The organism is Streptococcus orisratti DSM 15617, assembly GCF_000380105.1.
In the GTDB taxonomy this organism is placed as follows: Bacteria; Bacillota; Bacilli; order Lactobacillales; family Streptococcaceae; genus Streptococcus; species Streptococcus orisratti.
In genome coordinates, this window is record NZ_KB904453.1 from 34,552 (window position 1) to 56,829 (window position 22,278).

At 42.8% G+C, this 22,278-nt stretch carries 20 protein-coding genes and 5 pseudogenes; 11 read left to right on the top strand and 14 right to left on the bottom strand.

The window, feature by feature from the left end:
- Positions 1-10: 10 nt before the first annotated feature.
- Positions 11-3,100 (top strand): annotated as a pseudogene (locus tag A3I7_RS14820) (GbpC/Spa domain-containing protein); the annotation flags it as partial.
- A gap of 294 nt (positions 3,101-3,394) precedes the next feature.
- Positions 3,395-5,491: pseudogene (locus A3I7_RS14825) on the top strand (SspB-related isopeptide-forming adhesin); the annotation flags it as partial.
- A 478-nt stretch (positions 5,492-5,969) separates the two neighbouring features.
- On the opposite strand, the gene A3I7_RS14710 reads toward A3I7_RS14825, so the two are convergent.
- The 4 genes from A3I7_RS14710 to A3I7_RS13035 form a co-directional block, all read right to left on the bottom strand.
- A complete protein-coding gene (locus tag A3I7_RS14710) occupies positions 5,970-6,173 on the bottom strand; it encodes a hypothetical protein (protein WP_156812720.1) in 204 nt (67 codons plus the stop codon).
- A 23-nt stretch (positions 6,174-6,196) separates the two neighbouring features.
- Entirely contained in the window at positions 6,197-6,391 is a 195-nt protein-coding gene (locus A3I7_RS14715; protein WP_156812721.1) for a hypothetical protein, read from the bottom strand.
- Positions 6,392-6,576: 185 nt separating this feature from the next.
- Positions 6,577-6,735: a helix-turn-helix domain-containing protein gene (locus tag A3I7_RS14830; protein WP_423836659.1), complete on the bottom strand. Its 159-nt coding sequence runs from the start codon at positions 6,733-6,735 to the stop codon at positions 6,577-6,579.
- A gap of 215 nt (positions 6,736-6,950) precedes the next feature.
- The gene (locus A3I7_RS13035) at positions 6,951-7,880 is read right to left on the bottom strand and encodes a helix-turn-helix domain-containing protein (protein WP_018375206.1); all 930 of its coding nucleotides are present in this window, start codon (positions 7,878-7,880) and stop codon (positions 6,951-6,953) included.
- Between the two features lie 364 nt (positions 7,881-8,244).
- Between A3I7_RS13035 and A3I7_RS0102500 the strand changes: the two genes are divergently transcribed.
- From A3I7_RS0102500 to A3I7_RS0102520, 5 genes are all read left to right on the top strand, one after another.
- Positions 8,245-8,862, top strand: a complete 618-nt coding sequence (locus tag A3I7_RS0102500) for a DNA glycosylase (RefSeq protein WP_169333801.1) — start codon at positions 8,245-8,247, stop codon at positions 8,860-8,862.
- Positions 8,863-8,976: 114 nt separating this feature from the next.
- On the top strand, positions 8,977-9,192 hold the full coding sequence (locus tag A3I7_RS13340; protein ID WP_018375208.1) for a DNA glycosylase family protein: 216 nt from the start codon (positions 8,977-8,979) through the stop codon (positions 9,190-9,192).
- Positions 9,193-9,332: 140 nt separating this feature from the next.
- A complete protein-coding gene (locus A3I7_RS0102510) occupies positions 9,333-9,842 on the top strand; it encodes a methylated-DNA--[protein]-cysteine S-methyltransferase (RefSeq protein ID WP_018375209.1) in 510 nt (169 codons plus the stop codon).
- On the top strand, positions 9,836-10,417 hold the full coding sequence (locus A3I7_RS0102515) for a bifunctional transcriptional activator/DNA repair enzyme AdaA (RefSeq protein WP_018375210.1): 582 nt from the start codon (positions 9,836-9,838) through the stop codon (positions 10,415-10,417). Before A3I7_RS0102510 ends, A3I7_RS0102515 begins: the two co-directional genes overlap by 7 nt.
- Positions 10,374-11,015, top strand: coding sequence for an endonuclease III domain-containing protein (locus tag A3I7_RS0102520; protein ID WP_026217093.1), 642 nt, complete (start codon positions 10,374-10,376; stop codon positions 11,013-11,015). The genes A3I7_RS0102515 and A3I7_RS0102520 overlap by 44 nt, the downstream gene beginning before the upstream one ends.
- 46 nt (positions 11,016-11,061) lie before the next feature.
- On the opposite strand, the gene A3I7_RS0102525 is transcribed toward A3I7_RS0102520, so the two are convergent.
- The 8 genes and pseudogenes from A3I7_RS0102525 to A3I7_RS0102570 all read right to left on the bottom strand — a co-directional run bounded on the left by A3I7_RS0102525 (position 11,062) and on the right by A3I7_RS0102570 (position 18,692).
- Positions 11,062-11,880, bottom strand: coding sequence for an oxidoreductase (locus A3I7_RS0102525; protein ID WP_018375212.1), 819 nt, complete (start codon positions 11,878-11,880; stop codon positions 11,062-11,064).
- Between the two features lie 193 nt (positions 11,881-12,073).
- Positions 12,074-12,226, bottom strand: a pseudogene (locus A3I7_RS13525) (DUF1349 domain-containing protein); the annotation flags it as partial.
- 38 nt (positions 12,227-12,264) lie between these two features.
- Positions 12,265-14,106 carry a glycerophosphodiester phosphodiesterase family protein gene (locus A3I7_RS0102540; RefSeq protein ID WP_018375215.1) on the bottom strand — a complete coding sequence of 614 codons (1,842 nt, stop codon included), beginning with the start codon at positions 14,104-14,106 and terminating at the stop codon, positions 12,265-12,267.
- A gap of 58 nt (positions 14,107-14,164) precedes the next feature.
- The gene (locus A3I7_RS0102545; protein WP_018375216.1) at positions 14,165-15,037 is read right to left on the bottom strand and encodes a CPBP family intramembrane glutamic endopeptidase; all 873 of its coding nucleotides are present in this window, start codon (positions 15,035-15,037) and stop codon (positions 14,165-14,167) included.
- Positions 15,038-15,868: a CPBP family intramembrane glutamic endopeptidase gene (locus tag A3I7_RS0102550; protein WP_018375217.1), complete on the bottom strand. Its 831-nt coding sequence runs from the start codon at positions 15,866-15,868 to the stop codon at positions 15,038-15,040. It abuts the gene before it with no gap.
- 155 nt (positions 15,869-16,023) lie between these two features.
- Complete coding sequence (locus tag A3I7_RS0102555; RefSeq protein WP_018375218.1) at positions 16,024-16,629, bottom strand: DUF1349 domain-containing protein; 606 nt, start codon at positions 16,627-16,629, stop codon at positions 16,024-16,026.
- Positions 16,630-16,640: 11 nt separating this feature from the next.
- Positions 16,641-17,480 carry an alpha/beta hydrolase gene (locus A3I7_RS13345; protein ID WP_169333802.1) on the bottom strand — a complete coding sequence of 280 codons (840 nt, stop codon included), beginning with the start codon at positions 17,478-17,480 and terminating at the stop codon, positions 16,641-16,643.
- A gap of 192 nt (positions 17,481-17,672) precedes the next feature.
- Positions 17,673-18,692 (bottom strand): alpha/beta hydrolase, encoded by a 1,020-nt coding sequence (locus A3I7_RS0102570; protein ID WP_018375221.1) that lies wholly within the window; start codon positions 18,690-18,692, stop codon positions 17,673-17,675.
- A 119-nt stretch (positions 18,693-18,811) separates the two neighbouring features.
- Between A3I7_RS0102570 and A3I7_RS12335 the strand changes: the two genes are divergently transcribed.
- Complete coding sequence (locus tag A3I7_RS12335; protein WP_018375222.1) at positions 18,812-19,342, top strand: TetR/AcrR family transcriptional regulator; 531 nt, start codon at positions 18,812-18,814, stop codon at positions 19,340-19,342.
- A gap of 6 nt (positions 19,343-19,348) precedes the next feature.
- On the opposite strand, the pseudogene A3I7_RS0102585 reads toward A3I7_RS12335, so the two are convergent.
- Positions 19,349-19,567, bottom strand: a pseudogene (locus A3I7_RS0102585) (alpha/beta fold hydrolase); the annotation flags it as partial.
- Between the two features lie 103 nt (positions 19,568-19,670).
- On the opposite strand from A3I7_RS0102585, the gene A3I7_RS0102590 reads away from it, so the two are divergent.
- The 3 genes from A3I7_RS0102590 (at position 19,671) to A3I7_RS0102600 (ending at position 21,975) form a co-directional block, all read left to right on the top strand.
- Positions 19,671-20,159 (top strand): hypothetical protein, encoded by a 489-nt coding sequence (locus A3I7_RS0102590; RefSeq protein WP_026217095.1) that lies wholly within the window; start codon positions 19,671-19,673, stop codon positions 20,157-20,159.
- Between the two features lie 185 nt (positions 20,160-20,344).
- A complete protein-coding gene (locus A3I7_RS13045) occupies positions 20,345-21,007 on the top strand; it encodes a hypothetical protein (protein ID WP_051071836.1) in 663 nt (220 codons plus the stop codon).
- 362 nt (positions 21,008-21,369) lie between these two features.
- The gene (locus A3I7_RS0102600) at positions 21,370-21,975 is read left to right on the top strand and encodes a PepSY domain-containing protein (protein ID WP_018375224.1); all 606 of its coding nucleotides are present in this window, start codon (positions 21,370-21,372) and stop codon (positions 21,973-21,975) included.
- Positions 21,976-22,130: 155 nt separating this feature from the next.
- Here A3I7_RS0102600 and A3I7_RS13955 read toward each other — a convergent pair.
- Positions 22,131-22,278 (bottom strand): annotated as a pseudogene (locus tag A3I7_RS13955) (IS4 family transposase); the annotation flags it as partial.

The following is a 22,278-nucleotide window of genomic DNA, read 5'->3' on the forward strand; positions in this document are numbered from 1 at the left end:
AGGAGGAATAATGGTTAAGAAACGAACCTACGGTTTTAGGAAAAGCAAAATCAGTAAGACTCTATGTGGTGCAGTGTTAGGTACTGTAGTAATTACCTCTATGGCTAGTAAAGTTGTTCTAGCAGATGAGACTACTACAAGCAGCAGTAGTGTAGAAATTGCTGTTGTCAGCACAGAAACGGGAAACCCTGCAACTAACTTACCGCATGCGCAAGAAACCGCAAGTGCTGAGGCGAGTCAGAGTCAAGCACAGGCTGGTCAGACAACTGGCACACTTCCAGTTGAAGTGCCTGCAACTAATGTTGAACAAGCTGTAAGAGATGCACAGACTGCGGGTGTCAAGGTTGTTCAAGATGAAACAGTTGATAAAGGAACTGTTAAAACAGCAGAAGAAGCGAGTCAAAAAGAAACTGAGATTGCTAGTGATTATGCTAAGCAGGCCGAGGAAATCAACAAGGTAACTGAGCAGTATCAGTCCGATCTCGCAACCAATAAAGCAGAGACTGATCGTATCAATGCTGAAAATAAGGCAATACAAGAGCAATATGATAAAGATATGGCTGCTCACAATGCCAAAGTTGAGCAAATCAATAATGCCAATGCTGCAGCTAAAGCTGAATATGAAGCTAAATTAGCTCAGTATCAGAAAGATTTGGCTGCTGTCCAACAGGCTAATACAGATGCTCAAGCAGCTTATGCGGCTGCTAAGGAAGCCTACGATAAAGAGTTAGCCCGTGTCCAAGCGGCTAATGCTGCAGCTAAGAAGGCTTATGAAGAGGCTGTCGCAGCCAATAATGCTAAAAATTCAGATATCGCTGCAGAAAATGACGCGATTAAACAGCGCAATGCCGATGCTAAGGCTAATTATGAAGCGGCAGTTAAGCAATACGAAGCAGATCTTGCAGCGGTTCAACAGGCAAATGCGGACAATGCTGCAGATTACGCAGCTAAGAAAGCGGCTTATGATGCGGAATTAGCGCGTGTGCAACAAGCCAATGCGGATGCTAAGAAAGCTTATGAAGACGCTGTGGCGGCTAATAATGCCAAGAATGAACAAATCAAGGCAGAAAATGACGCGATTAAACAGCGCAATGCCGATGCTAAGGCTAATTATGAAGCGGCAGTTAAGCAATACGAAGCAGATCTTGCAGCGGTTCAACAGGCAAATGCGGACAATGCTGCAGATTACGCAGCTAAGAAAGCGGCTTATGATGCGGAATTAGCGCGTGTGCAACAAGCCAATGCGGATGCTAAGAAAGCTTATGAAGATGCTGTAGCAGCTAACAATGCCAAGAACGCCGCGACTACAGCAGAAAACGAAGCAATTAAGCAACGCAATGCCGATGCGAAAACTGCCTATGAAGCAGCAGTGAAGAAATACGAAGCAGATCTCGCGGCAGTTCAAAAAGCCAATGCGGACAACGAGGCGGACTATCAAGCCAAGAAAGCAGCTTACGATGCTGAGTTAGCTCGTGTTCAAAAGGCCAATGCAGACGCCAAGGCTGCCTATGAACAAGCTGTTGCAGAAAATACAGCCAAGAACGCGGCTATCACTGCTGAAAATGAAGCGATCAAGCAGCGTAACGCTCAAGCTAAGTCCGACTATGAAGCTGCTATGAAGCAGTATGAACAGGATTTGGCTGAGGTTCAGCAAGTCAATGCCGCTAATGACGCCGACTATCAAGCCAAGAAAGCAGCCTACGATGCCGAATTAGCACGTGTGCAAAAGGCTAATGCAGACGCTAAAGCTGCCTATGATCAAGCTGTCGCTGAAAACACTGCTAAAAATGATGCGATCAAAGCAGAGAACGAAGCGATCAAGCAGCGCAATGCCGCCGCCAAGGCTGATTATGAGGCAAAGCTGGCCCAATATCAACAAGATTTGGCCAAATACCAACAAGATTTAGCAGATTATCCAAGAAAACTGCAAGAATATCAAGACGAACAAGCAGCTATTGCCGCTGCCCTTGCAGAACTTGAAAAACATAAAAATGAAGATGGTAACCTAACAGAGCCGTCAGCTCAGAGCTTGGTCTATGATTCAGAACCAAACGCGCAGCTATCTTTGACGACAGATGGAAGTTTTCTTAAAGCATCAGCCGTAGACGAAGCATTTAGCCACGATACCGATCAATATTCTAAAAAGAATATTCAGCTTGATAACTTGAATGTTACTTATTTACAACAACCTGATGATGTTGCTTCCTCAATGGAACTTTATGGAAATATTGGTGATAAGACTGGGTGGACAACTAGTGTTGGTAACAGTACAGAGGTCAAATGGGCTTCCGTTCTTTTGGAGCGTGGTCAAAGCGTGACAGCTACTTACACTAATCTCGAAAAGTCTTACTATAATGGTAAAAAGATTTCTAAGGTTGTCTTCAAGTATACGCTTGATCCTGATTCAAAATTCCAAAATACTGACAAGGCATGGCTGGGAATCTTTACTGATCCAACTCTAGGTGTCTTTGCTTCTGCCTTTACCGGTATCTCAGAAAAGAACACTTCCATCTTTATTAAAAATGAATTCACCTTCTATGATGAAGAGGGTAACCCAATCAATTTCGATAATGCTTTGTTATCCGTAGCTTCTCTCAACCGTGAACATAATTCCATTGAGATGGCTAAGGATTATACAGGTACTTTTGTTAAAATTTCTGGGTCATCTATCGGAGAAAAGGATGGCATGATTTATGCCACGGATACTCTTAATTTCAAACAAGGAGAAGGCGGCTCACGTTGGACAATGTACAAGAATAGTCAGCCTGGCTCAGGTTGGGACAGTTCTGATGCTCCAAATTCATGGTATGGCGCAGGAGCCGTTAAAATGTCTGGTCCTAACAATAGTATTACATTAGGAGCTATCTCAGCGACCTTGGTAATGCCCTTGTCTGACATGCCCCAAGTGCCTGGAAAAGATAATACAGAAGGTAAGCGTCCAAATATTTGGTATTCTCTAAATGGTAAAATTCGTGCAGTTAATGTGCCTAAGGTGACAAAAGAAAATCCAGAACCACCAGTAGCACCAACAGCACCAACGGAACCAACCTACGAAGTAGAGCAGCCCTTAGAACCAGCTCCGGTCGAGCCAACTTATGAGAATGAGCCAACACCACCTGTTAAAACACCGGACCAACCAGAGCCAAGTAAACCAACAGAACCAAACTATGAGGTGGAACAGCCCTTAGAACCAGCTCCGGTCGAACCAACTTATGAGGAAGAGCCAACGCCGCCGACTCAAACACCAAACCAGAATGAGCCGACAGCGCCAACGCCTCCGACATATGAAGTGGAAAAGGAATTGGANCCGCCGACTCAAACACCAAACCAGAATGAGCCGACAGCGCCAACGCCTCCGACATATGAAGTGGAAAAGGAATTGGAACCAGCACTGGTAGAGCCAACATATGAGAATGAGCCAACACCGCCGACTCAAACACCAAACCAGAATGAGCCGACAGCGCCAACGCCTCCGACATATGAAGTGGAAAAGGAATTGGAACCAGCACTGGTAGAGCCAACATATGAGAATGAGCCAACACCGCCGACTCAAACACCAAACCAGAATGAGCCGACAGCGCCAACGCCTCCAACATATGAAGTGGAAAAGGGATTGGAGCCAGCACCGGTAGAGCCAACATACGAGGATGAGCCAACGCCACCGACTCCAACAACACCGCAGGACGAACCAGCAGAGCCAGACTATGAGACGCTGCCAACACCGCCAGCTGATCCAGTTTACAAGCAGGTTCCTGGTCCTATCGCTGTGCCAACGGTTCGTTTCCATTATGCGATATTGGCTGTTCAGCCACAAGTCAATAAGGAAATCAGAAATCAGGATAATGTTGACATCGATAAGACCTTGGTAGCTAAGCAATCTGTTGTGAAATTCCAATTGAAGACAGATGATCTGCCTGCGGGACGTGATGAGACAACCTCATTTGTCTTGGTTGATCCGCTACCATCTGGTTACAACTTCAATTTGGAAGCGACAAAAGTAGCTAGTCCAGATTTCGATGTGACTTACGATGAAGCAAGCCATACAGTGACATTCAAAGCGACCGCTGCAACCTTGGCGAAGTTCAATGCTGATTTGACTAAGGCAGTGGCAACGGTTTACCCAACAGTCGTAGGACAGGTTCTCAATGATGGGGCAACTTACACCAATAATTTCACCCTGACTGTTAATGATGCTTACGGTATCAAGTCTAATATCGTGCGTGTCACGACGCCTGGTAAACCAAATGATCCTGATAATCCAAATAACAACTACATCAAACCACACAAGGTAAACAAAAATGAAAATGGTACAGTGATTGACGGTAAGACAGTCCTCGCCGGTTCAACCAATTTCTATGAACTGTCTTGGGATTTGGATCAGTACAAGGGAGACAAGTCTTCCGCTGAAACCATCGCAAAAGGTTTCTTCTATGTGGATGATTACCCAGAAGAAGCACTAGACTTGCGTCCAGATTTGGTAAAAATTACCGATGCTAGCTTCAAGGCTGTAACAGGTATTAGCGTTACTGATTATGCCAGCCTTGAAGCAGTGCCTGCAAGTGTTCAGGAAGTTTTGAAAAAAGCAGGAATCACACCGAAAGGTGCCTTCCAATTCTTCACAGCAGATGATCCGCAGGCTTTCTACGATACCTACGTGGTTAAGGGTATTGACTTGATCATCGTTACCCCAATGGTGGTTAAAGCAGAGATGGGTAAGACTGGCGGCAGCTACGAAAACAAGGCTTACCAAATTGACTTTGGTAATGGTTACGAATCAAACATTGTTATTAACAATGTGCCTAAGATAGATCCTAAGAAGGATGTAACCTTAACACTTGATCCAGCCGATATGAACAATGTTGACGGTCAGACCATTGCCCTTCATCAAGTCTTCAATTATCGTCTCATCGGCGGCATCATTCCGGCTGATCATTCCGAAGAACTTTTTGAATACAGTTTCTATGATGATTATGATCAAACAGGCGACCAATACACTGGTCAATACAAGGCTTTTGCTAAGGTTGATATTACGCTCAAGGACGGAACTGTTATCAAGGCAGGTACCGATCTGACTCAATACACAACATCAGAAGTTGATGAGGCTAAGGGAGCTATTGCCATTAAGTTCAAGGAAGATTTCTTGCGTTCAGTTTCTGTAGATTCGGCTTTCCAAGCAGAGAGCTATCTTCAAATGAAACGCATCGCTGTTGGTACCTTTGAAAATACTTATTACAATACAGTTAATCAAGTAACCTATGGTTCTAATACTGTAAAAACAACAACGCCAGTTCCACCAACACCTGAAACTCCAGAAAAGCCAACTGTGCCTTCAACATCGGTCAAACCAATGACTTATAAAGCTAAAGAACCAGTTGCACAGACCGTTCTTCCGCATACTGGAACTCAAGAAAATACTTACATGCCTTTCCTTGGAGCACTTAGCTTACTAGCTAGTCTAAGTTTGGTTGAATTGAAACGTAAAAAACGTTAATAAGGAAAAAGTAGTCCTTTGTCAACTGCGGTGGGTGACTTATAATTAGCAACGAGAGAGAATTAGATTGGGAGGCCACTGAAAAAGTAAGTTCTACAGTTCAACTAAAACGAAAAAGAGGAATCTATCTCATAATTGGGGTAGATTCCTCTTTGCTTTTCCCTATTTTGGGGTATTAGAGCTATAATTCTCTTCATATTGAATCGGTTACACTAAACTAGACAGAATTTATATAGTCCTCTTCTACCGTTTGTTAGTCTATCAAGGCTTTAAGTAAAAAAATAAAGTATGACAGTAGCTATTTTGAGGCTGCTACCTTATTTTTGTCACTAATTTAGCTATAAAAAGGGTATAATAAAATGACACCTTATCTGGTATTTTTTGAAATAAGGTGTTATAGCCATTTTAGTTTTAAAATAGTACCCTAAATAATACTCAACCAACTGAAATCACCTTAATAACTCAGCCACTTTTCTTTTCAAGCCAGCCAAGAATCGTTCAATTGGGTTAAGTTCAGTGGAATAAGGGGAAGTGGAAGAAAATAATGCCTCTTAGCCAGTGCAAGTTCATCCAGTTGATTCTTAGGATGAAAAGTCGCATTATCCATAATAATGAGATGGGGTTCCGTTAAAGATGGCAATAGGTGTTCTTGATACCATTTGGTAAAAAGTTCACCTGTCATTGTTCTATGATAGAGCAAGGGAGCTACATTTGGGAGCCAATTTGACCTGCTACTACAGAAATTCTTTCGAATCTGCGTCCACTTACCTTGTTGTCCACTTTCTCCCCTCGAGGTGCTCTAGCTTTGTGACGGTAAAGATAAGTATCAATGCCAATATCATCAATATAAACAATCGGTGTATTAGGAAAGCAGGTTAAACCATCAAGATAGCGTCTCACTTTTTCGCTATCTTGTTCCTTATAGGTTGTGGTCTTTTTTTAAGTGATGTTCACTTTTTTGAGCGCTGCCCAAACAGATGGATACTACAGTTAAAATGCTCTGCAATTTCTTTCAGGAAAGCATCTGGATGTTCCTTGACATAGGCTTCCAAGCGGTCAAGAGGAAGTTTGCGAGGACTACGAGCTCATGGTTTACGATTCAAATGCCCTTCTTTTTCTAGTTGTTTCTCCCAACGGTGCAAGGTATCGGTTCCGATACCAAATAAGTCACAGGTTTCCTTTTTTGTGTGTCCTGATTGGACATAGGAAATAACACGTTTTCTAAAATCAATTCCGTAAGTTATAGGTCTATTTTATCATATATTAAATAAAAACTAAACAACTATATAACTAATAGAGGGAGAAGTTGCTGACCTTTTCAAATTGAATAATTGAGCTTAGCTATTCTTATTTGTATAGCTCACCTACCCTTCTATCTTGAACTAACAGCAAGCTAAAGGGCTGAATCAACGGATTTTTTCTGGTTTAGTTTGCGATATTGGCTGATGGTCTTCCCCGTTCATTTTTTAAAGGCTCTTGAGAAGGAAGAAACTTCTGCGTAGCCCACTAAATAGGCTACTTCATCCGTCGAAATGTCAGATTTTTCGAGATAGCTGAGGGCCAGAAGTTTCTGTACATTTTGAAGTTCTTGGTTAAATTTGGTACCTTCGGCATTTAGGTTCCGCTGCAGGGTACGGCTGCTAATGCCCAAGGACATGGCGATATCCTCAACCGAGAATTCTCCACCAGGAATCGCCTGATAAAGTTTTTGCTGAACAATGCCTGTAAAGCTCTCACTGGAGATGGCTTCAGCCAGACGCTCTTTGAGCTGGGGTTCGAGATAATCCAGCATGATATTATTGGCAGTGATAAAGGGCAGCTCCAAATCTGATTTCCGGAAAATAAGCTCATTTCCCTCCATCTGCTCAACATGACAGTCAAAAGCCTCTAAAGCTTCCTGACCATAGACATAAGGTGTTCCTAGACGAACCGGCTTAATCGCCTGACCTGTCCCTGTACGGATCATGTCCAAAAGGAGATGCTGCTCATTGAGAACAGCAAAGCGCGGCAGTTCAAGTCCGGTATAATCATAGCGGTAGCTGACGCGGACAAAATCGTCAAATTGTTCCACACCAACGATAACGGGGCCAATGATTTTTTTGTATTTGGCAAAATGTTCAATAGCCGCTAGGCCATTTTTTGAGGAAAGGGCAGCAAAAAATGGCGGCATGAACATCTGGATATTCTGAAGACGGCTCATGGCCAAAATTTGCTCATCAGTCAAAATCTTGTCAAATGCCAACAGTAGGCGGTAGTAATCCAACGTTGATAAAGTCAGTTCTTCCTTCCAAGTGCCATCAGGAAGCTGGGCAATGTCCAGTAAGGTTTGGAAGTCAAGACCAATACTCTTTAAAAATTCTTGATATTGTTTGGTAATGGTGAGTTTCATAAGGCTCCTCTTTATTCTTTCTATGGATAGTTTAACAAAATACACTTTCTAAGGCCAGACCTGATAGCCTATTTAATACTCTTCGAAAATCAAAATTATCCGTTGTCAACTTGCCTTGATGAACTCAAGTTCTATCGTCGGCTTCGTTTCCTAGGCTACTTTTGATTTTCATTGAGTATAAGAACCTGTATTCACAGTTCAGCACTTCTATCTAATGCAATTTTTTGAGCTATTCATCGTTAGTTTTTTTCAAAATACAATCAGTATTCCCTCAAAAAACAATCTCTTATCTATAAGCACTTCGCTTGTGAATACAGGTTCTAAAATATCAGGTAGTTGAGACATCAGTGATAAAAAAGACAGATTGTGTTATTTTTCCCGTTCTTGTTTCTGTTATAATAGAATCAAGAAAACTCGAGGAAGTACCGTAATGCCCGAACAAATACTGACTCTTTCAGTACCAACTATCTTTTCGTGGAAAGCTATTTTAGGCTATTTGACTCGTGAAAATAATGAAATCATGTACAAAGTGGTAGAGGATAAGGTGCGGCGTGCCTTTTTAATTGACAAGCAAATCTATCTTTGTGAAATAGCCGATAGCGATTCTCTAAAGCGGCTTCAAATCAGAATTTTGAATCAGATAAGTTGGACCAGTAGCAGTCAAGAATACATCTCGCAGTTTGTGTCGGACTGGTTTGATTTAGCCAGGTCTTTAGTGGAATTCTACAAATTGGCATCTTCTGATTCCATTCTGAACCAGCTTGTCAATGATTTTTATGGACTAAGAATGGTCGGCATGCCTGAGTTCTATGAAGCGATTACTTGGGGAATATTAGGACAGCAAATCAATCTTGCCTACACTTACACCTTAAAACGACGATTCACCGAGACTTTTGGGAAAGCCATTTCTTTTGATGGAGAAAACTATTGGATTTATCCAGACCCCAAAAAAGTGGCTCAAACGACCATTGATACTCAATGAAAATCAAAAGTAGCCTAGGAAACGAAGCCGACGATAGAACTTAAGTTCATCAAGGCAAGTTGACAACGGTTAATTTTGATTTTCGAAGAGTATGAACAGTTAGTCAGTCTAGGTATGACATTACGGAAAGCTGAGTACCTCATTGATATTTCACAAAAAATAGTGGCTGATGACATTTCAAAATCCTATTATCAAACATTTCAAACCGCTGAGAGTGCCGAAAAGGCTATGGTCAAATTAAGGGGAATTGGTCCTTGGACAGCCAACTATGTTCTCATGTGTTGTTTGCGCATGGGAGATGCTTTTCCAATGGCCAATATAGGCCTCTGAAATGGTATCAAGCTAATCAAGCAATTACCAGATAAGCTAAACACTGACACCTTGCACCATTTAAAGCAAGAATGGGGAACTTGGTCTAGCTACGCTACTTTCTACATTTGGCGTTTACTTTATTAAGAGGAGGAGAGATTATGCTGATTCAAAACAATTATGTATCCCCAATGGGTAAGCTGATTATACTGGCAGATGACCATACTATCAAAGGAGTTTGGTTTTACAATCAAAAATATCTGGGGGCTGACTATGACCTTCAAGCCATTCCAAAAGGTGAAAATAAAGCTATCCTAGAGGTCAAAGACTGGTTACAGCGGTATTTTGCTGGAGAAAACCCAAAGGTAAACTTGGAGATACTGGCTCCTGAAGTCACGGACTTTCGCAGAAAAGTACTTGAAATACTGGTGCAAATCCCTTACGGGCAAACCACTACTTATAAAGCAATAGCAGAGCAAGTCGCCCAATTGGAGGGAAAAGAAAGGAGTTCTGCCCGAGCAGTTGGAGGTGCTGTAGGACACAATCCAATTTCCTTACTCATTCCCTGCCATCGTGTCTTGGGAAGCAAGGGAGAACTGACAGGCTATGCCGGTGGTATTGAACGGAAAATAGCCCTCTTAAGACTTGAAGGAGGTCAGGCAACATGGTGACCGATACCGAATGGAAGGCCATCATCGAAAACAATCCTTCCTATGACGACCAATTTCGCTATGCTGTCAAAACCACAAAAATATTTTGTCGACCTTCCTGTCCCTCACGTCCACCAAAACGAGAAAATATTACGGTATATTACGATTTTACAGAACCTGAAAAAGATGGTTTTAGGCCTTGCAAAAGGTGTCAGCCCAACGGAAAGCCCGTAGATGACACGCTTTGGGTGGAGGAAATTGACACGATTTTACAAGAGCAATATGCCGAAAATCTGACATTGAAAGAACTGGCTTATTTGGCTCACGGCTCCGAGTCTCATCTTCGGCATGTTTTTAAAAAAGTGACCCAGAAAACACCATCCCAGCGTTTACTTGACATTCGCTTAACAGCCGCAAAGAAGGCTCTTCTTCCATCAGATAAGACCATTAGCCAAATCGCAAGAGAAGTAGGATTGCCAAACGTCTCCTATTTTATTAAAAAATTTAAGGAAGTGTATGGCCAATCTCCAAAGCAATATCAACTAAAACATCATGAAAATAGACATTCCACTACTGTATCAAACCTTATTGAGTGAACTTGGCCCACAAGGTTGGTGGCCTGCAGAGTCAAAGCCCGAAATTCTTCTTGGAGCCATATTAGTACAAAATACGAATTGGCAAACAGTTGAACAATCACTTGCCAATCTGAAGCAAGCCACGCAATTTCTTCCTGAAAGAATCACTTCCATTTCCTTGGAAGAATTGGAACAACTGATTCGACCGAGCGGTTTTTATAAAAATAAGGCAAAGACCATCAAACACATGTTCACGTGGATGGAAGACCACCAATGGGATTATCAGGCTATATCTCAAGACTACCAAAATGATTTACGTTCTGAACTGTTGACCATCAAAGGAATTGGCTACGAAACGGCAGATGTACTCATGGTCTATCTGTTTGACCGACCTGTCTTTATCGCAGATAGCTATGCTAGACGACTATTTGGCTGGCTTCTGAAAGAGGAATTCAAAACCTATGATAGTCTCTATCGGCTGATCCAACTTCCAGATGACTTTACTGCCAAAGATGCCAATGAACTTCATGCCCTCATTGATGAATTTGGTAAAATCTACCTTCAAAAAAATAGCAAGCAAACCATTCCATTTCACCGAGAAGTTTTTCAGAAGAAATAAGCGGCTATTCTCCGCCCGACTTTACTTTTATTCTAAAAATAAGGGATTAACGCATAGATGCCAACATCATAGTGTCAAAAGCTTTGTCGCCAAAGATACGACGGATACCAACAAGCAATTTACCGCCATGACCTACTAGATAACGTGTTTTAGGGTTGCGTGCGTTGATGATTTTAAGAACCGTACGTGAGATAACTTCTGGTTTGGATCCTGGTGCTGGGTTGTTTTCCATGGCCTTGATGTAGCCATTTACCAAGCGTTTGTAAGGACCATTTTGTGATTCAAATGAGAAATTGTCACGAACCGCAGCATTAAAGCCTGTGTTGATCATACCTGGTTCAAGGACAACCACTTTAATGCCAAATTCTTTCACTTCCATACGCAAGCAGTCGCTGTAACCTTCAATCGCGTGTTTAGTCGCATGGTACCAAGCCCCAAGTGGTGTATAGATTTTTCCACCCATTGATGAGGTGTTGATGATTAATCCTTCACGACGGTCACGCATGTATGGCAAGACTTTTTGTGTCAAGCGAGCAACACCGTAAACGTTGACTTCAAACTGTTGTTGAACTTTTTCCATTGGAAGATCTTCTACTGGACCGTAAAGACCGTAACCAGCGTTGTTCCAAAGAACGTCGATACGACCTTGCTCTGCAATGACTTGTTTGACAACTGCTTCAATGTCCGCTTCGTTAGTCACATCCATCTTCATGACATGACCTCCGATTTGCTCAAGATCTTTCATCTTATCTACGCTACGAGCCACACAGTAAACAATGTGACCAGCTTTAATCAAGTCTTGGGCTGAAATTTTCCCCATACCTGATGATGCACCTGTAACTAAATTGACTTTTTTGTTTGACATGTTTTAAACCTCATTTGTTTTATTTGATGAGTCTATTATAGAGCAAGTTACCATTTCACGCCATGACAATGCGCGCCACAATTATGACAGTTTCTGCCAATGTGAGGGAGGAAATGAAAAAAATTGAGTTTGGGACAAAATCGGGAGCCAAAAAGTACACTAGGAAAAACATGCCTAGTGTACTTTTTCAATTCTAATCTGGCTGCTGGCCATCATGGGCCAGCCATTTGCAGTCAGTCAAACTCATTTCCGAAAAGACGACTTCAAAAGAAGAGTCTTCTGGCGAGCAGGCATAGATGCCGAAATGAATCTTACCGCTGCCTTCATGCAGGTGGCAGATCCGCATCCAATATCTTCTTGCAATCCTGAGTCAGCTTCAAAGGGCTATTCACCCAGAACCGCATCCACAATGACTTCAAAATCGGTTCGTTCATCACGCGCCTTGATGCCAGCCTTGACATCCAGAACATAGTCCGTGATGATACCATCCACCTCTGAGTTGACAAAGCGTTGGATGGATTCTTCTGTATTGACTGTCCAGACGATGGTTTTCTTGCCCTGAGCCTTTAGTTCCGAAACTTTCTCATAGCTGGCTTCTGCCTCTTCCATAATCAGATAGTCGCCCTGCAGATCCCCAGTCTGACCGATAGAGAAATAATAGAGGTAGCCAGAAACCATCTCAGGGTAGGTTTCCTCAATGTAGGTAATCAGGCTGTAATCCAAGGACAGGAGAGCCACTTCCTTCTCAACACCGTAAGCCTTGACCATGGCCACCATATCATCCACCATCTGCTTGTCAGCTGTTTTTCCTTTCAGCTCGATAAAGAGGCCAATCTTGCCCTTGCTGGCTTCAATCACCTCCTCAATGGTCGGAACAGGCTGGGCTGGCCGGCTGCTGTCAAAGGCATCCGCAACCTGCAACTCCTTGATTTCGGCCAGGGTCATCTGGCTGGAACTGCGGCTATCGCCTGCAACACGTTGAAAATCACCATCGTGATTGAGGACATAGTGGCCGTCCTTGGTTCGTTGAATATCAATTTCCGACCAGGCTACACCTTCCTCGGCAGCAGCTAAAATGCCTGCGATCGTATTTTCAGCCCCCAAGTCACCACCGCCACGGTGGGCAACCAGTTCAATCTCACTATTGGCTCGAAAAACTGTGTCAAAATCCTGAACCAACAGATAAGACAGACCAAAATTCCCTGCTAGGATGAGCAAGAGAAGGCTGGTCACCAAGAACTTGGTGCGGAGGCGAATGCTTGGCAAACTATCTGCCCGCCACTGGCTCGCCTTGGTCGAAAGAGTGACCGTAGGAGTCCGACCTTCAGCCTCTTCATAATCATAAAAGGCATCCGTTACCCGATAAATGATCATCGGCGGGAAGAGGAAGGTCAGAAAACTGACAATTTCCAAGACTGCAAGGAGGATAAACAAGAGATAGAGACGGCTTTGATTGGTCTGCTCTGCCTGACTGACCAAAACAAAGACAAGCAGGGCTAGCAAAGCGATAAAAAGGGGAACAAAGTAGAGCAGGCCATTTTTCACAAAAATACCGACCAGCCGCTTGATGAGGGCCCGTCCCTGTTTCTTAGTTAAAGCCAAAGAAGATGCGAGAGCCTGTCTGATGCCCCGGCCGTCAATGAGGACATAGTGGAAGGTAAAGAGAAAACGGTAGCTGAGGTAGGTCAGGACCAAGAGGACCCCTGCATAGAGCGACAGGTAGAGAGGGGTGGCGTAAATGACCGAAGTGATAAAGTTAGGAATCTGGAACTGCTTCATAGGGCCAATGGTGACACCCAGTCCCAAGAGCGGGAAGATCAAGGACACATAGACCATGAGCAAGAGACCTGCTGGGCTGAAGAGGGACTTGAGCGAGGTCAAGCCCAGCCAAAGCATATGTCTGGCAGTCATCTCAATCTTACCTTCTTTTATGAGAGCACTGGTTAAAATGAAGGTGTTAATATCCAGTCCAATCAAGATGACCATCATGACCAAGGTAGCCAAAAGGAATCCAAGCCCTTGGAAGCTCAAGAGAAAGGACAGGTAGTCTCCACTAGAAATCCCCGTCCGACCTGACAGAGCTAAAAAAGTATCGATGGCAAAGGAATACAAGGGATAGATGACCAGAGCCAAAAGCCCCTTACTGAGCAACTGGTACTTGGTAAAGAGCCAAATTATCCGACTGCGAAAGGCCAAAGAGGTCGAAACCTTCTTTTCTGTTTTCATATCTCCTCCGAAAAACATTTTTTGTTATTGTACCATAAGCCTTAGCAAGTAGGCAAACTTACTTCTCAGCCCTGCTTTTTCCAAATGGGAAGTAGATAAAGAGCACAATCAAAACGAGAGCCACAAGGGTTGTCACCAAGCCACCCTCAAAACCAAAAGTACCGCCAGAAATCAAGTCTTTACCTGCTACTGCTTTTGAAGTAAAGATAGAGCTAGTAACGGCATTCCCTGAAACTTCCGCTCCAAAGATAAAGCCTTGCGAATAGTTCCACAAACCATGACCAACCCCGATAATTAAGAGGCTACCTGTTCGATAGTAAATCAAGGAGAAGACGACGCTGGCTAGAAAGAGATTGAGCACAGGCAGAGCTTGCATACCGGGATTGAGGGCATGACCAAGCGTAAACAAGGCACTCGACAGAAGAATGGACCACTTATCGCCCATTAGTTTTGAAAAATGGGGCATCAGATAAGAACGGTAAATAATCTCCTCCCATGTCCCTTGGAAAAGGAAGAAAATCAAACCAACAGTCAAAACCGGACTGCTTGGATTGTCAACTTTTGTCAGGTTAACAGCACCCAACATCCAGATAATGAAGACAACCAAACTGAGCAGAAGTCCGCCTCCAAACTCTCCGATTAGGACTTGTTTGAACCAGCCTCTTTTATTTAGACCGAGGTCTGCCATGCGGCAACCTGCAATCTTAGGCAAAATGACCAGGGCAAGAAAAACAGTCGTCACCATGCTGAGAGCTGCTGGCAGAGAGCCGATTTCTGTCAGGGGAGCAGGAAAAACGAGGTTAAAAAGCATTTGGAAAATACCTGGTGCCAAATAAACCAAAAATCCTACAAATGTTGGTAAAATCAGCAAGCGGAAGGTAGTTTTGTTATGAGGAACAGCGTCCACGTAGGTTTGATAAAGAGTTTTCACTTAGATTTCCTTTCTATTTTTCACGAAACGATAGACAAGATAAATCATTGGCAGAATAGAAATAACCTTCACAGCCAACATCCCCATATAAAACACATCATTGTCAATGGCAGGAGGCAAATTTGAAGTTAAATTATTGATAAAGTGGATGACCATTGGAAACCACATATTCTTGGTCGCATAATAAACCAAGCCTAGCACAATCCCCATAACTGCCGTATAGACAATTTGCATAGGGTTGGAATGCCAGAAGCCAAAGTAAAGACCTGATACCAGTGCCGCCACCAAGCCACCCCAAATCCGATCAAGACCTGAGAACGTCAGCCCACGGAAAATCATCTCTTCAATGATTGGCCCCAAAAGAACGACAGACAAGAAGGACCAGAAATAAGCTGTTGGAGCTGGACTAGCTGCAAAGGTCGCATCAAAACTTTGAATACTTTGAGAAAGGGTTTCATCAGCTGTCAAAAGGGTCCGTGCAATCATCTGCCAAATAGCTGAAATACCGCCCACTCCCATGGCAATTACAAAGGACTGACCCAGACCTTTCATGGTAAAAGAAAGTCGAGCTTTGCCATAACCTCTCGCTTGATTGTCCTTTTGAACCATTCTATAAAACGGCCAGACCAGAGCAATCATCAAGGCACAGAAAATGGCATCTAAAAACATGGGATTTTCTGTCACATAGGTCAACACAGCCTTATTATCAACAAGCGGGGACAGGATAAACAGGTGGTTAAAGGCACTGTTCAATCCATGATAGGCTAGTGGAGCTAACAAGGCAAGGGCTAGAAAATACAAATTTTTCTTATCTTTGAACGATTGAAACATATTCATCTCCTAAATATAAATTTGATCTGCAAAATCAGTCTAAAGATTATTATACCATACCCCGAATTTTCAAACGTTTTCATATAGTTTACCTTACTTTCAGAAAAATTGCTAGAGCACCGAAAAAAGACCGAACGCCTGTTCAGTCTTTGGGGCTATTTTTCATCTGGCTGCTGGCCATCATGGGCCAGCCACTTGCAGTCTGTCAAGCTCATTTCGGAAAAGACCGCTTCAAAAGAAGAATCTTCTGGCGAGCAGGCATAAATACCGAAATGGATTTTACCACCGCCTTCATGTAAGTGGCAAATCCGCATCTGCTCAAAATGGACACCGTCTTTAGAGTTTTCAATGCAGAAATCGCTACCCCGTCGGCTCAAACGGTAATAGATTGACTTAACAGAAGCAGGTATTTCCTGAGTTGCCCAGTCTGAAAAACCGTGATTGGTCACGACGCTGCCCAAGTGCTGAAAGTCTTCATTTTCATACTCAATAGAACCCTTGATCCAGTTTTCCGAGTCCTGATAGACTACGACACCACACTGGTCAAAGCGGGTATGGCTATTGGAAAAGTCTGTCTTGACTGTAAAGGAAAAATACTCTTCCTCCGTATCCATCAAGAGCAGTGGCGCATTGTCATTGACAAAATGGTAATAAGTCTTCTGCCACAAGTCCGTATGGGCCTGGGTTGTGATTCTGATTTCCTGGTCTGAAATCTGGTAGTTTTGGGGTTCCCGAATCCAATAAAAATCTTTTGTGTCCATTTGATTTCCTTTCATTTCTGACTGGCCAACCAGTCGCCGATTGCTGCTTCTGCCTGTCTTGCCAAGTTTTCCTGCTCTGCATTGACCACTTGGGACATATCCATCGTCGCCCCTGTCAAGCCTTCAGGGTTGTTGGACTCGATGAAACTATGGACGGCTTCTGGATAGTCGATGACATCCACCGTGCGACCTGCTTCTTTCATGTTTTCTATAAAGGGCTTGGCCTTTTGGGAAATGGGGTCCTGACCTGCCAAGACAAAAAGCGTTGGCGGGAAATCTTCCCCTTGATTTGCCACAGAAAGCCCGGTCGTCCAGGGATAAGCCATGATTAAGCCTGCCAAGTCAAACCGATCCTTGACCAATAATTCACTGGCAAGGGCGGCATAGTTAGCACCTGCTGAGTAGCCGATAATGGAAAACTGAGTCGGATCCACTCCGTAAGCAGCCTTTTCCTTAGCAAAATACAAGACCGTGTCCCTGATTTCCTCTGCTCCGTAGGAAATGGGCTGCAGATCTGCCTTGGTATAATTGACCGTTACAATGACAGCCTGCCATTGATCCGCCAGCCGCTGACTTTGGGTGTCCAGTACATCCGCATCTCCTCCGACAAATCCGCCACCGTGAACATTGACCACCAGGGGAAGCGGATCCTGGCTTGCCTCACTTGGACGGTAAAGATTGACCCGAACAGGCTCTTTTCCATGTCGCTCAATCACCAATCGCTCCCCTATCAGCTGACTGTCAGGCTTTACCAAGACTGCTCGGTGGGCTTGATTACTTGCACGATAGGACTGCAAAAAGACGGTAAAACCGACCAGCAAGAGTAGACTAAAAACGGTCCAGAGGGACAAGAGGATCAACTGGATTTTCCATTTTCTAGGTAGTTCTCTAAAGGTCATCTTATCCCACCATCACCTGAATCAGGGAGCCCAAGGTCAGCCAAAAATAGAGCAAGAATAACAGGGGAAAAAGCACCGCTGCAATTCGTAAGCCAATCATCCATCTACGCCACTTTGGTGGCAAATCGTGTAAACTCGTTATTTTCATTCTTTCGTTCGTTCATTCAAAAAGCGCATCATACGGTCAAAAGCTTCCGCAGACACAGGGTCCGTTCGTAAATTCGATACAAAACCATGCGGTTTTTCCAGCCCTTTTTCTGCCAAGGGATCGACCAGCTCGTGGGCAACATCCGCCTGTTTCAAAGCCTTTTGTAGCGTGATTAAGTCGGTACGGTATTCACTGCCCAAAAGGAAACTTGCTGGATAGTCCTTGGTCACATGGAGAATGGGATTGTAGGAATTGATTTCTTCCTGACTGAGATAAATGGTTCCTGCCACGTAGTTGCCCACCAGCATCTTGGCACCCAGAGAAAGCTTAGGATAATCCAAAGGGGCATCATCAATGACCAAGGCCTTGACCTGATCTTTTGCGATGCTTGGCTCGATGTCCAATAGCTGAGCGTAGTTCGGATTGGCTAAGATACTGCCATATTGGGCAACCATAATAGCTCCCGCTGATGAGCCCATTAGAACAACCTTGTCCATATTCAAATGGTATTCTTCAGCGTGTTCCTTCATGTAGGAAAGGGCCTGATTCATCTGGATGAGGGACGTTGGAAAGTGGTAATCTGGCACCAAAGCGTAGTCCACATTTACTACATTATACCCCTTTGAAACTATATCATCAATCAAATAGGTCGCTTCACTGGCTGCCAGCGGATCACCCATATTTTTACTACCTGCAAAGAAGCCACCACCATGAAAATAAAAAAGCGTTGGGCGATCAACTTCTAGATCTTGGTCTGGATAAATAATATCTAAAAAGCTATTGGGATATTCCTTGCTGTAAGCAATCTCACTTTTTAGATAGAGACCATTTTCTTTCAGACCATCAATAGGATCATAAAGGGGACTGTAGGAGTTGGGTGAACTCTCCTGATAGAGACTAGATTGAATCACTCCGACTACCAGCTGCGGATGGTTGGTTAGCGTCACGTAAGTCATCAGGCCCAAACCTCCTACAATTCCAAGCAAGCACAAGAGATATTTTTGAATCTTTTTCATGCATCATTCCTTCCTTTTTTTCACATCAGACTTGTGAAAAAACTAGGAGTATTATACAATCAAAAAAGATACGAGACAAGTGTCTCACGCGAAATAAGACAGAAAGCAGAATATGTCTCATGAAAGAACACTATGTAGAAAACCAGCTGAGCCAGACCCTTATCCAACTCTTACAAGAAAAAGACCTCCACAACCTGACGGTCAAGGAGGTTTGCTTAAAAGCCCAAGTCGGACGAGCATCCTTTTATCGTTACTATTCTTCACTAGAAGATGTTCTCTCCCAGCAATCCCGCCGCCTCATGCAAGAATGGGGACGAGCGTTTGAAGCCAACCCGCAGTCAACACCTGATAGGGTCTTTCAAAGCCTCTTCCAGCATTTTCAAGAACACAAGGAATTTTACAGCATCCTCTACCGCTACCAGCTAACTCAGGTCATCGTGGATACTATAAAGGAAAAGATTGAATTAACAGCTGACCTGCCTAATGATGTCGCCTACGGTAAATCATTTTTCGCCTACGCCATTTTCGGCTGGATCAATGAGTGGATCTCACGCGGTATGCCAGAAAATCCCACCCAACTCAATCAACTCTTTCAAGAGCAAGCTGGGATGATTTTGGGGACGTTGCTAGCCTTGTATCGTCAAGAGTAGCGGGTACTATTCCTCCAAAAATGCGATTAACTCATTTGAAAACTCTTCTGCATTTTGGAAAATAGAGCCGTGTCCTGCATTTGGATAAATGATCAGTTGACTGTTTTTGATTTTCTCATGCATGATATAAGAGTTCCCAGTTGGAACTTGCATATCCTTATCACCATTGACAATCAGGGTTGGTTGCGTGATAAAAGTCATATCGTCTTGAGACTCTCTGCCCCAGCAATCTAGCAACTGGGATTTTAATGTCTCTGATAGCTTACAGTGGTGAGATGAGAGAGGGCTATGGTATACTAATGTTAATAAAAAGACTGAGGAGATGATGATGTCTAAAAAGATAAAGTTATTAGGTGTAGCAGTAGTCGTACTTATTTTGCTGGCTTCAAGTGTGTATTATTTTGTTATTGGACAGCATGCCATTAAGAAAACGGTAGTTAATGGAACTAATACCAATCCTGTATCATACAATGATAAGGATTTCTTGGCTAAATTGAAAACCATGTATCCAGAGGTTTATTCACATTTAGACAAGAGTGGCGAGCAGGATCACTATATCATTCCAGGTTTGGAGCAGACGCAGGCTATTGTGCATTCTGGCAAAAATGCTGGCAAGGTTGGTATTTCCAAAGATATGGATCCACAGGGAATGGCTGTTATTGAGGATAAATACTTGCTCATATCAGCTTACAGTAAGAGTAAGACGTACAATTCTGTGCTCTGGCTTGTTGACAAAAAGACTGGAAAGTACATCAAAACCATTGCACTTGATGATATCGACCATCAGGATAAACGCATGAAGAAAATCATTTGTTGAAAAACTTTTGAAAACATAAAAATCTCAAATTTTTAGGTATTTCGAGAGAGTTTACTCAAAAATGGTTGTCTTCTTTTCCAAAAATAACTCTTGAAAAAATTGCTTTCTGTAACTATTGTTCTTGACATCCTAACTTTTCAGAATAAATTTTTGTATTTCAGAAATTTATTGGAACTTTTTTCTTCATGCGTATGTCGTGTATCGACCATGTAGGAGCCTTGACTTATGATGACGAACACCACCGTCTTTGGGTAGCTGCTGTTGATAAGCAAGGTGATGCTCAGGTTGAGGCCTTGAATCTGTCAAGTATTGAAAATTATGACATTAATAAGAGCAAGACCTTCTTGCCATTTGATATCTCAACTGACTTGAGTGGTGTTAAGCTGACATCATACATGACCTACCATCAGGGGACACTTTACGTGGGATATTTTGATAAAAACAGTAACGGTGTCCTCGCTGCCTATCCGATGGATGACCAAGGGCTTCTGCAAAACAATGTGGATCAGACAAATGCCGTTGCACCATCACAAACATGGCCAACTTACGACAAGATCCAAGGCATCAGTTTTTATGAAGATAAGATTTTGTTGTCGCAATCTTATGGAGCAAAAGATTCTAAACTCTATATCTTTGGCAACAAATTAGGTGACCCAAACTTTGACTTGGACAAAGGCGATGCTATAGCCAGCATGACCCTGCCACCTTATCTGGAACAAATCATCGGTCGCAACGACAAGGTTTACTTGCTTTTTGAATCAGCCTCCCACCTTTACCGTCAAAAAGCAGGCATTATGCATATGGACCGCATCATTAAAATCAAGATTGAAGATATTTATAAGAAATGAAGTTGAGATAAAATGCTCAACTTCTTATTTTTTTATAGTTTAACCTCAAGGTGCAGTGCCCAGATAGCCTTTAATTTGTTGATAAATCAATTCTCACAGTTCTTTTTAATACAAGGTCCACTGGACTTTATTTTCAATCTTAACTAGTCACTTGCTGCCTAGACAAGATGTGCGGAAGCGGGAGTGGTAGTTCTATCACCAAAACGTTTCAAATCAATAACTAGGACTTGTTGAAAATAAATGACTGATTTTTTGTTCCACCCTCATTTATTTCTTCTCATTCATCTTCCCTTCATTTTTCTCGTTTATAATAAAACCATCAAATTAAGATATTTGATAAAAAAAGAAAGAAGGTCAAATAAATGAAAGATTTGTTCAAGAAAAAATGGTTTTTAGTAACGGCGGTAGGAATTGCTTTGCTAGGTGCTGTAGCAGTGGGTGCTGGAGCGGCTTATGTCTATATTCAGGAGCAAGGTGAGCATCGTGTGTTTGATGGCGACAAAGAATATCATGATGACGATAAAAGTGATAGCGCCTTGGCTAAAACCAATCCTAAGTTATCCTTCAAAGAAGCTGCGGATAAGGCCTTGGCAGAAGCTAAATCTGGAATGATCACTAAAATTGAATTAAAGGTTGACAACAGCCAAGTCTACTATGAGGTTAATATTCAGGATAATGATATTGAAAAAGAGTATGAGCTGAATGCTGATACAGGTAAGGTTCTTAGCACTAAAACTGAGCAATTGGATGCTCAAGACAAGCTGTCAGGGACCGCTAAGAAGACTTTTGAAGAAGTTGAAAAAGCTGTACTTGCTAAGTATTCATCAGCCAAACTCACCGAAATCAAGCTTTATAATGATGGTCAAACAGTAACTTATAAGGTTGAAATCATGGATAACAACCAAGATAAAGATCTAACAGTTAACTCTCAGGACCTAACAATCACAGAGCAAAGCGATAAGGACTGATACACAGGAAAGGTGGAGCAAAGGCAATGTCATTAAGTTAAGCATTTGACCAATTAAAGAAACTATTCCCGTCCGAGCAGTTCATGACAAAACGGGAATAGTTTTTGTATTTATGGCGCACAAAAAGGAGGTTTTTTAACCCTATTTTTCAACTATTATGTTACTCTATAAGTGAAGCTTACAGGTACCTTGCTTTTTATCTTTCTTTGGAAGGTTCGATTGGGTCAGATCGGATGATGGATAAATGTTTGGCAATGTAGGTTTCTAATTGGAAGGAAGTGAGTTTGTCTCTAAGAAATTTTC

Excerpts from the sequence above, each read along its gene's own strand:
- A3I7_RS0102550 (WP_018375217.1), bottom strand. The coding sequence starts at position 15,868 with ATGTTTCAATCGTTCAAAGATAAGAAAAATTTGTATTTTCTAGCCCTT.
- A3I7_RS13045 (WP_051071836.1), top strand. The coding sequence starts at position 20,345 with ATGCGTATGTCGTGTATCGACCATGTAGGAGCCTTGACTTATGATGAC.
- A3I7_RS0102520 (WP_026217093.1), top strand. The coding sequence starts at position 10,374 with ATGAAAATAGACATTCCACTACTGTATCAAACCTTATTGAGTGAACTT.
- A3I7_RS0102540 (WP_018375215.1), bottom strand. The coding sequence starts at position 14,106 with ATGAAAACAGAAAAGAAGGTTTCGACCTCTTTGGCCTTTCGCAGTCGG.
- A3I7_RS0102570 (WP_018375221.1), bottom strand. The coding sequence starts at position 18,692 with ATGAAAAAGATTCAAAAATATCTCTTGTGCTTGCTTGGAATTGTAGGA.
- A3I7_RS0102600 (WP_018375224.1), top strand. The coding sequence starts at position 21,370 with ATGAAAGATTTGTTCAAGAAAAAATGGTTTTTAGTAACGGCGGTAGGA.
- A3I7_RS13340 (WP_018375208.1), top strand. The coding sequence starts at position 8,977 with ATGACATTACGGAAAGCTGAGTACCTCATTGATATTTCACAAAAAATA.
- A3I7_RS14710 (WP_156812720.1), bottom strand. The coding sequence starts at position 6,173 with ATGACAGGTGAACTTTTTACCAAATGGTATCAAGAACACCTATTGCCA.
- A3I7_RS0102525 (WP_018375212.1), bottom strand. The coding sequence starts at position 11,880 with ATGTCAAACAAAAAAGTCAATTTAGTTACAGGTGCATCATCAGGTATG.
- A3I7_RS0102590 (WP_026217095.1), top strand. The coding sequence starts at position 19,671 with ATGTCTAAAAAGATAAAGTTATTAGGTGTAGCAGTAGTCGTACTTATT.
- A3I7_RS12335 (WP_018375222.1), top strand. The coding sequence starts at position 18,812 with ATGAAAGAACACTATGTAGAAAACCAGCTGAGCCAGACCCTTATCCAA.
- A3I7_RS13035 (WP_018375206.1), bottom strand. The coding sequence starts at position 7,880 with ATGAAACTCACCATTACCAAACAATATCAAGAATTTTTAAAGAGTATT.
- A3I7_RS0102510 (WP_018375209.1), top strand. The coding sequence starts at position 9,333 with ATGCTGATTCAAAACAATTATGTATCCCCAATGGGTAAGCTGATTATA.
- A3I7_RS0102515 (WP_018375210.1), top strand. The coding sequence starts at position 9,836 with ATGGTGACCGATACCGAATGGAAGGCCATCATCGAAAACAATCCTTCC.
- A3I7_RS0102555 (WP_018375218.1), bottom strand. The coding sequence starts at position 16,629 with ATGGACACAAAAGATTTTTATTGGATTCGGGAACCCCAAAACTACCAG.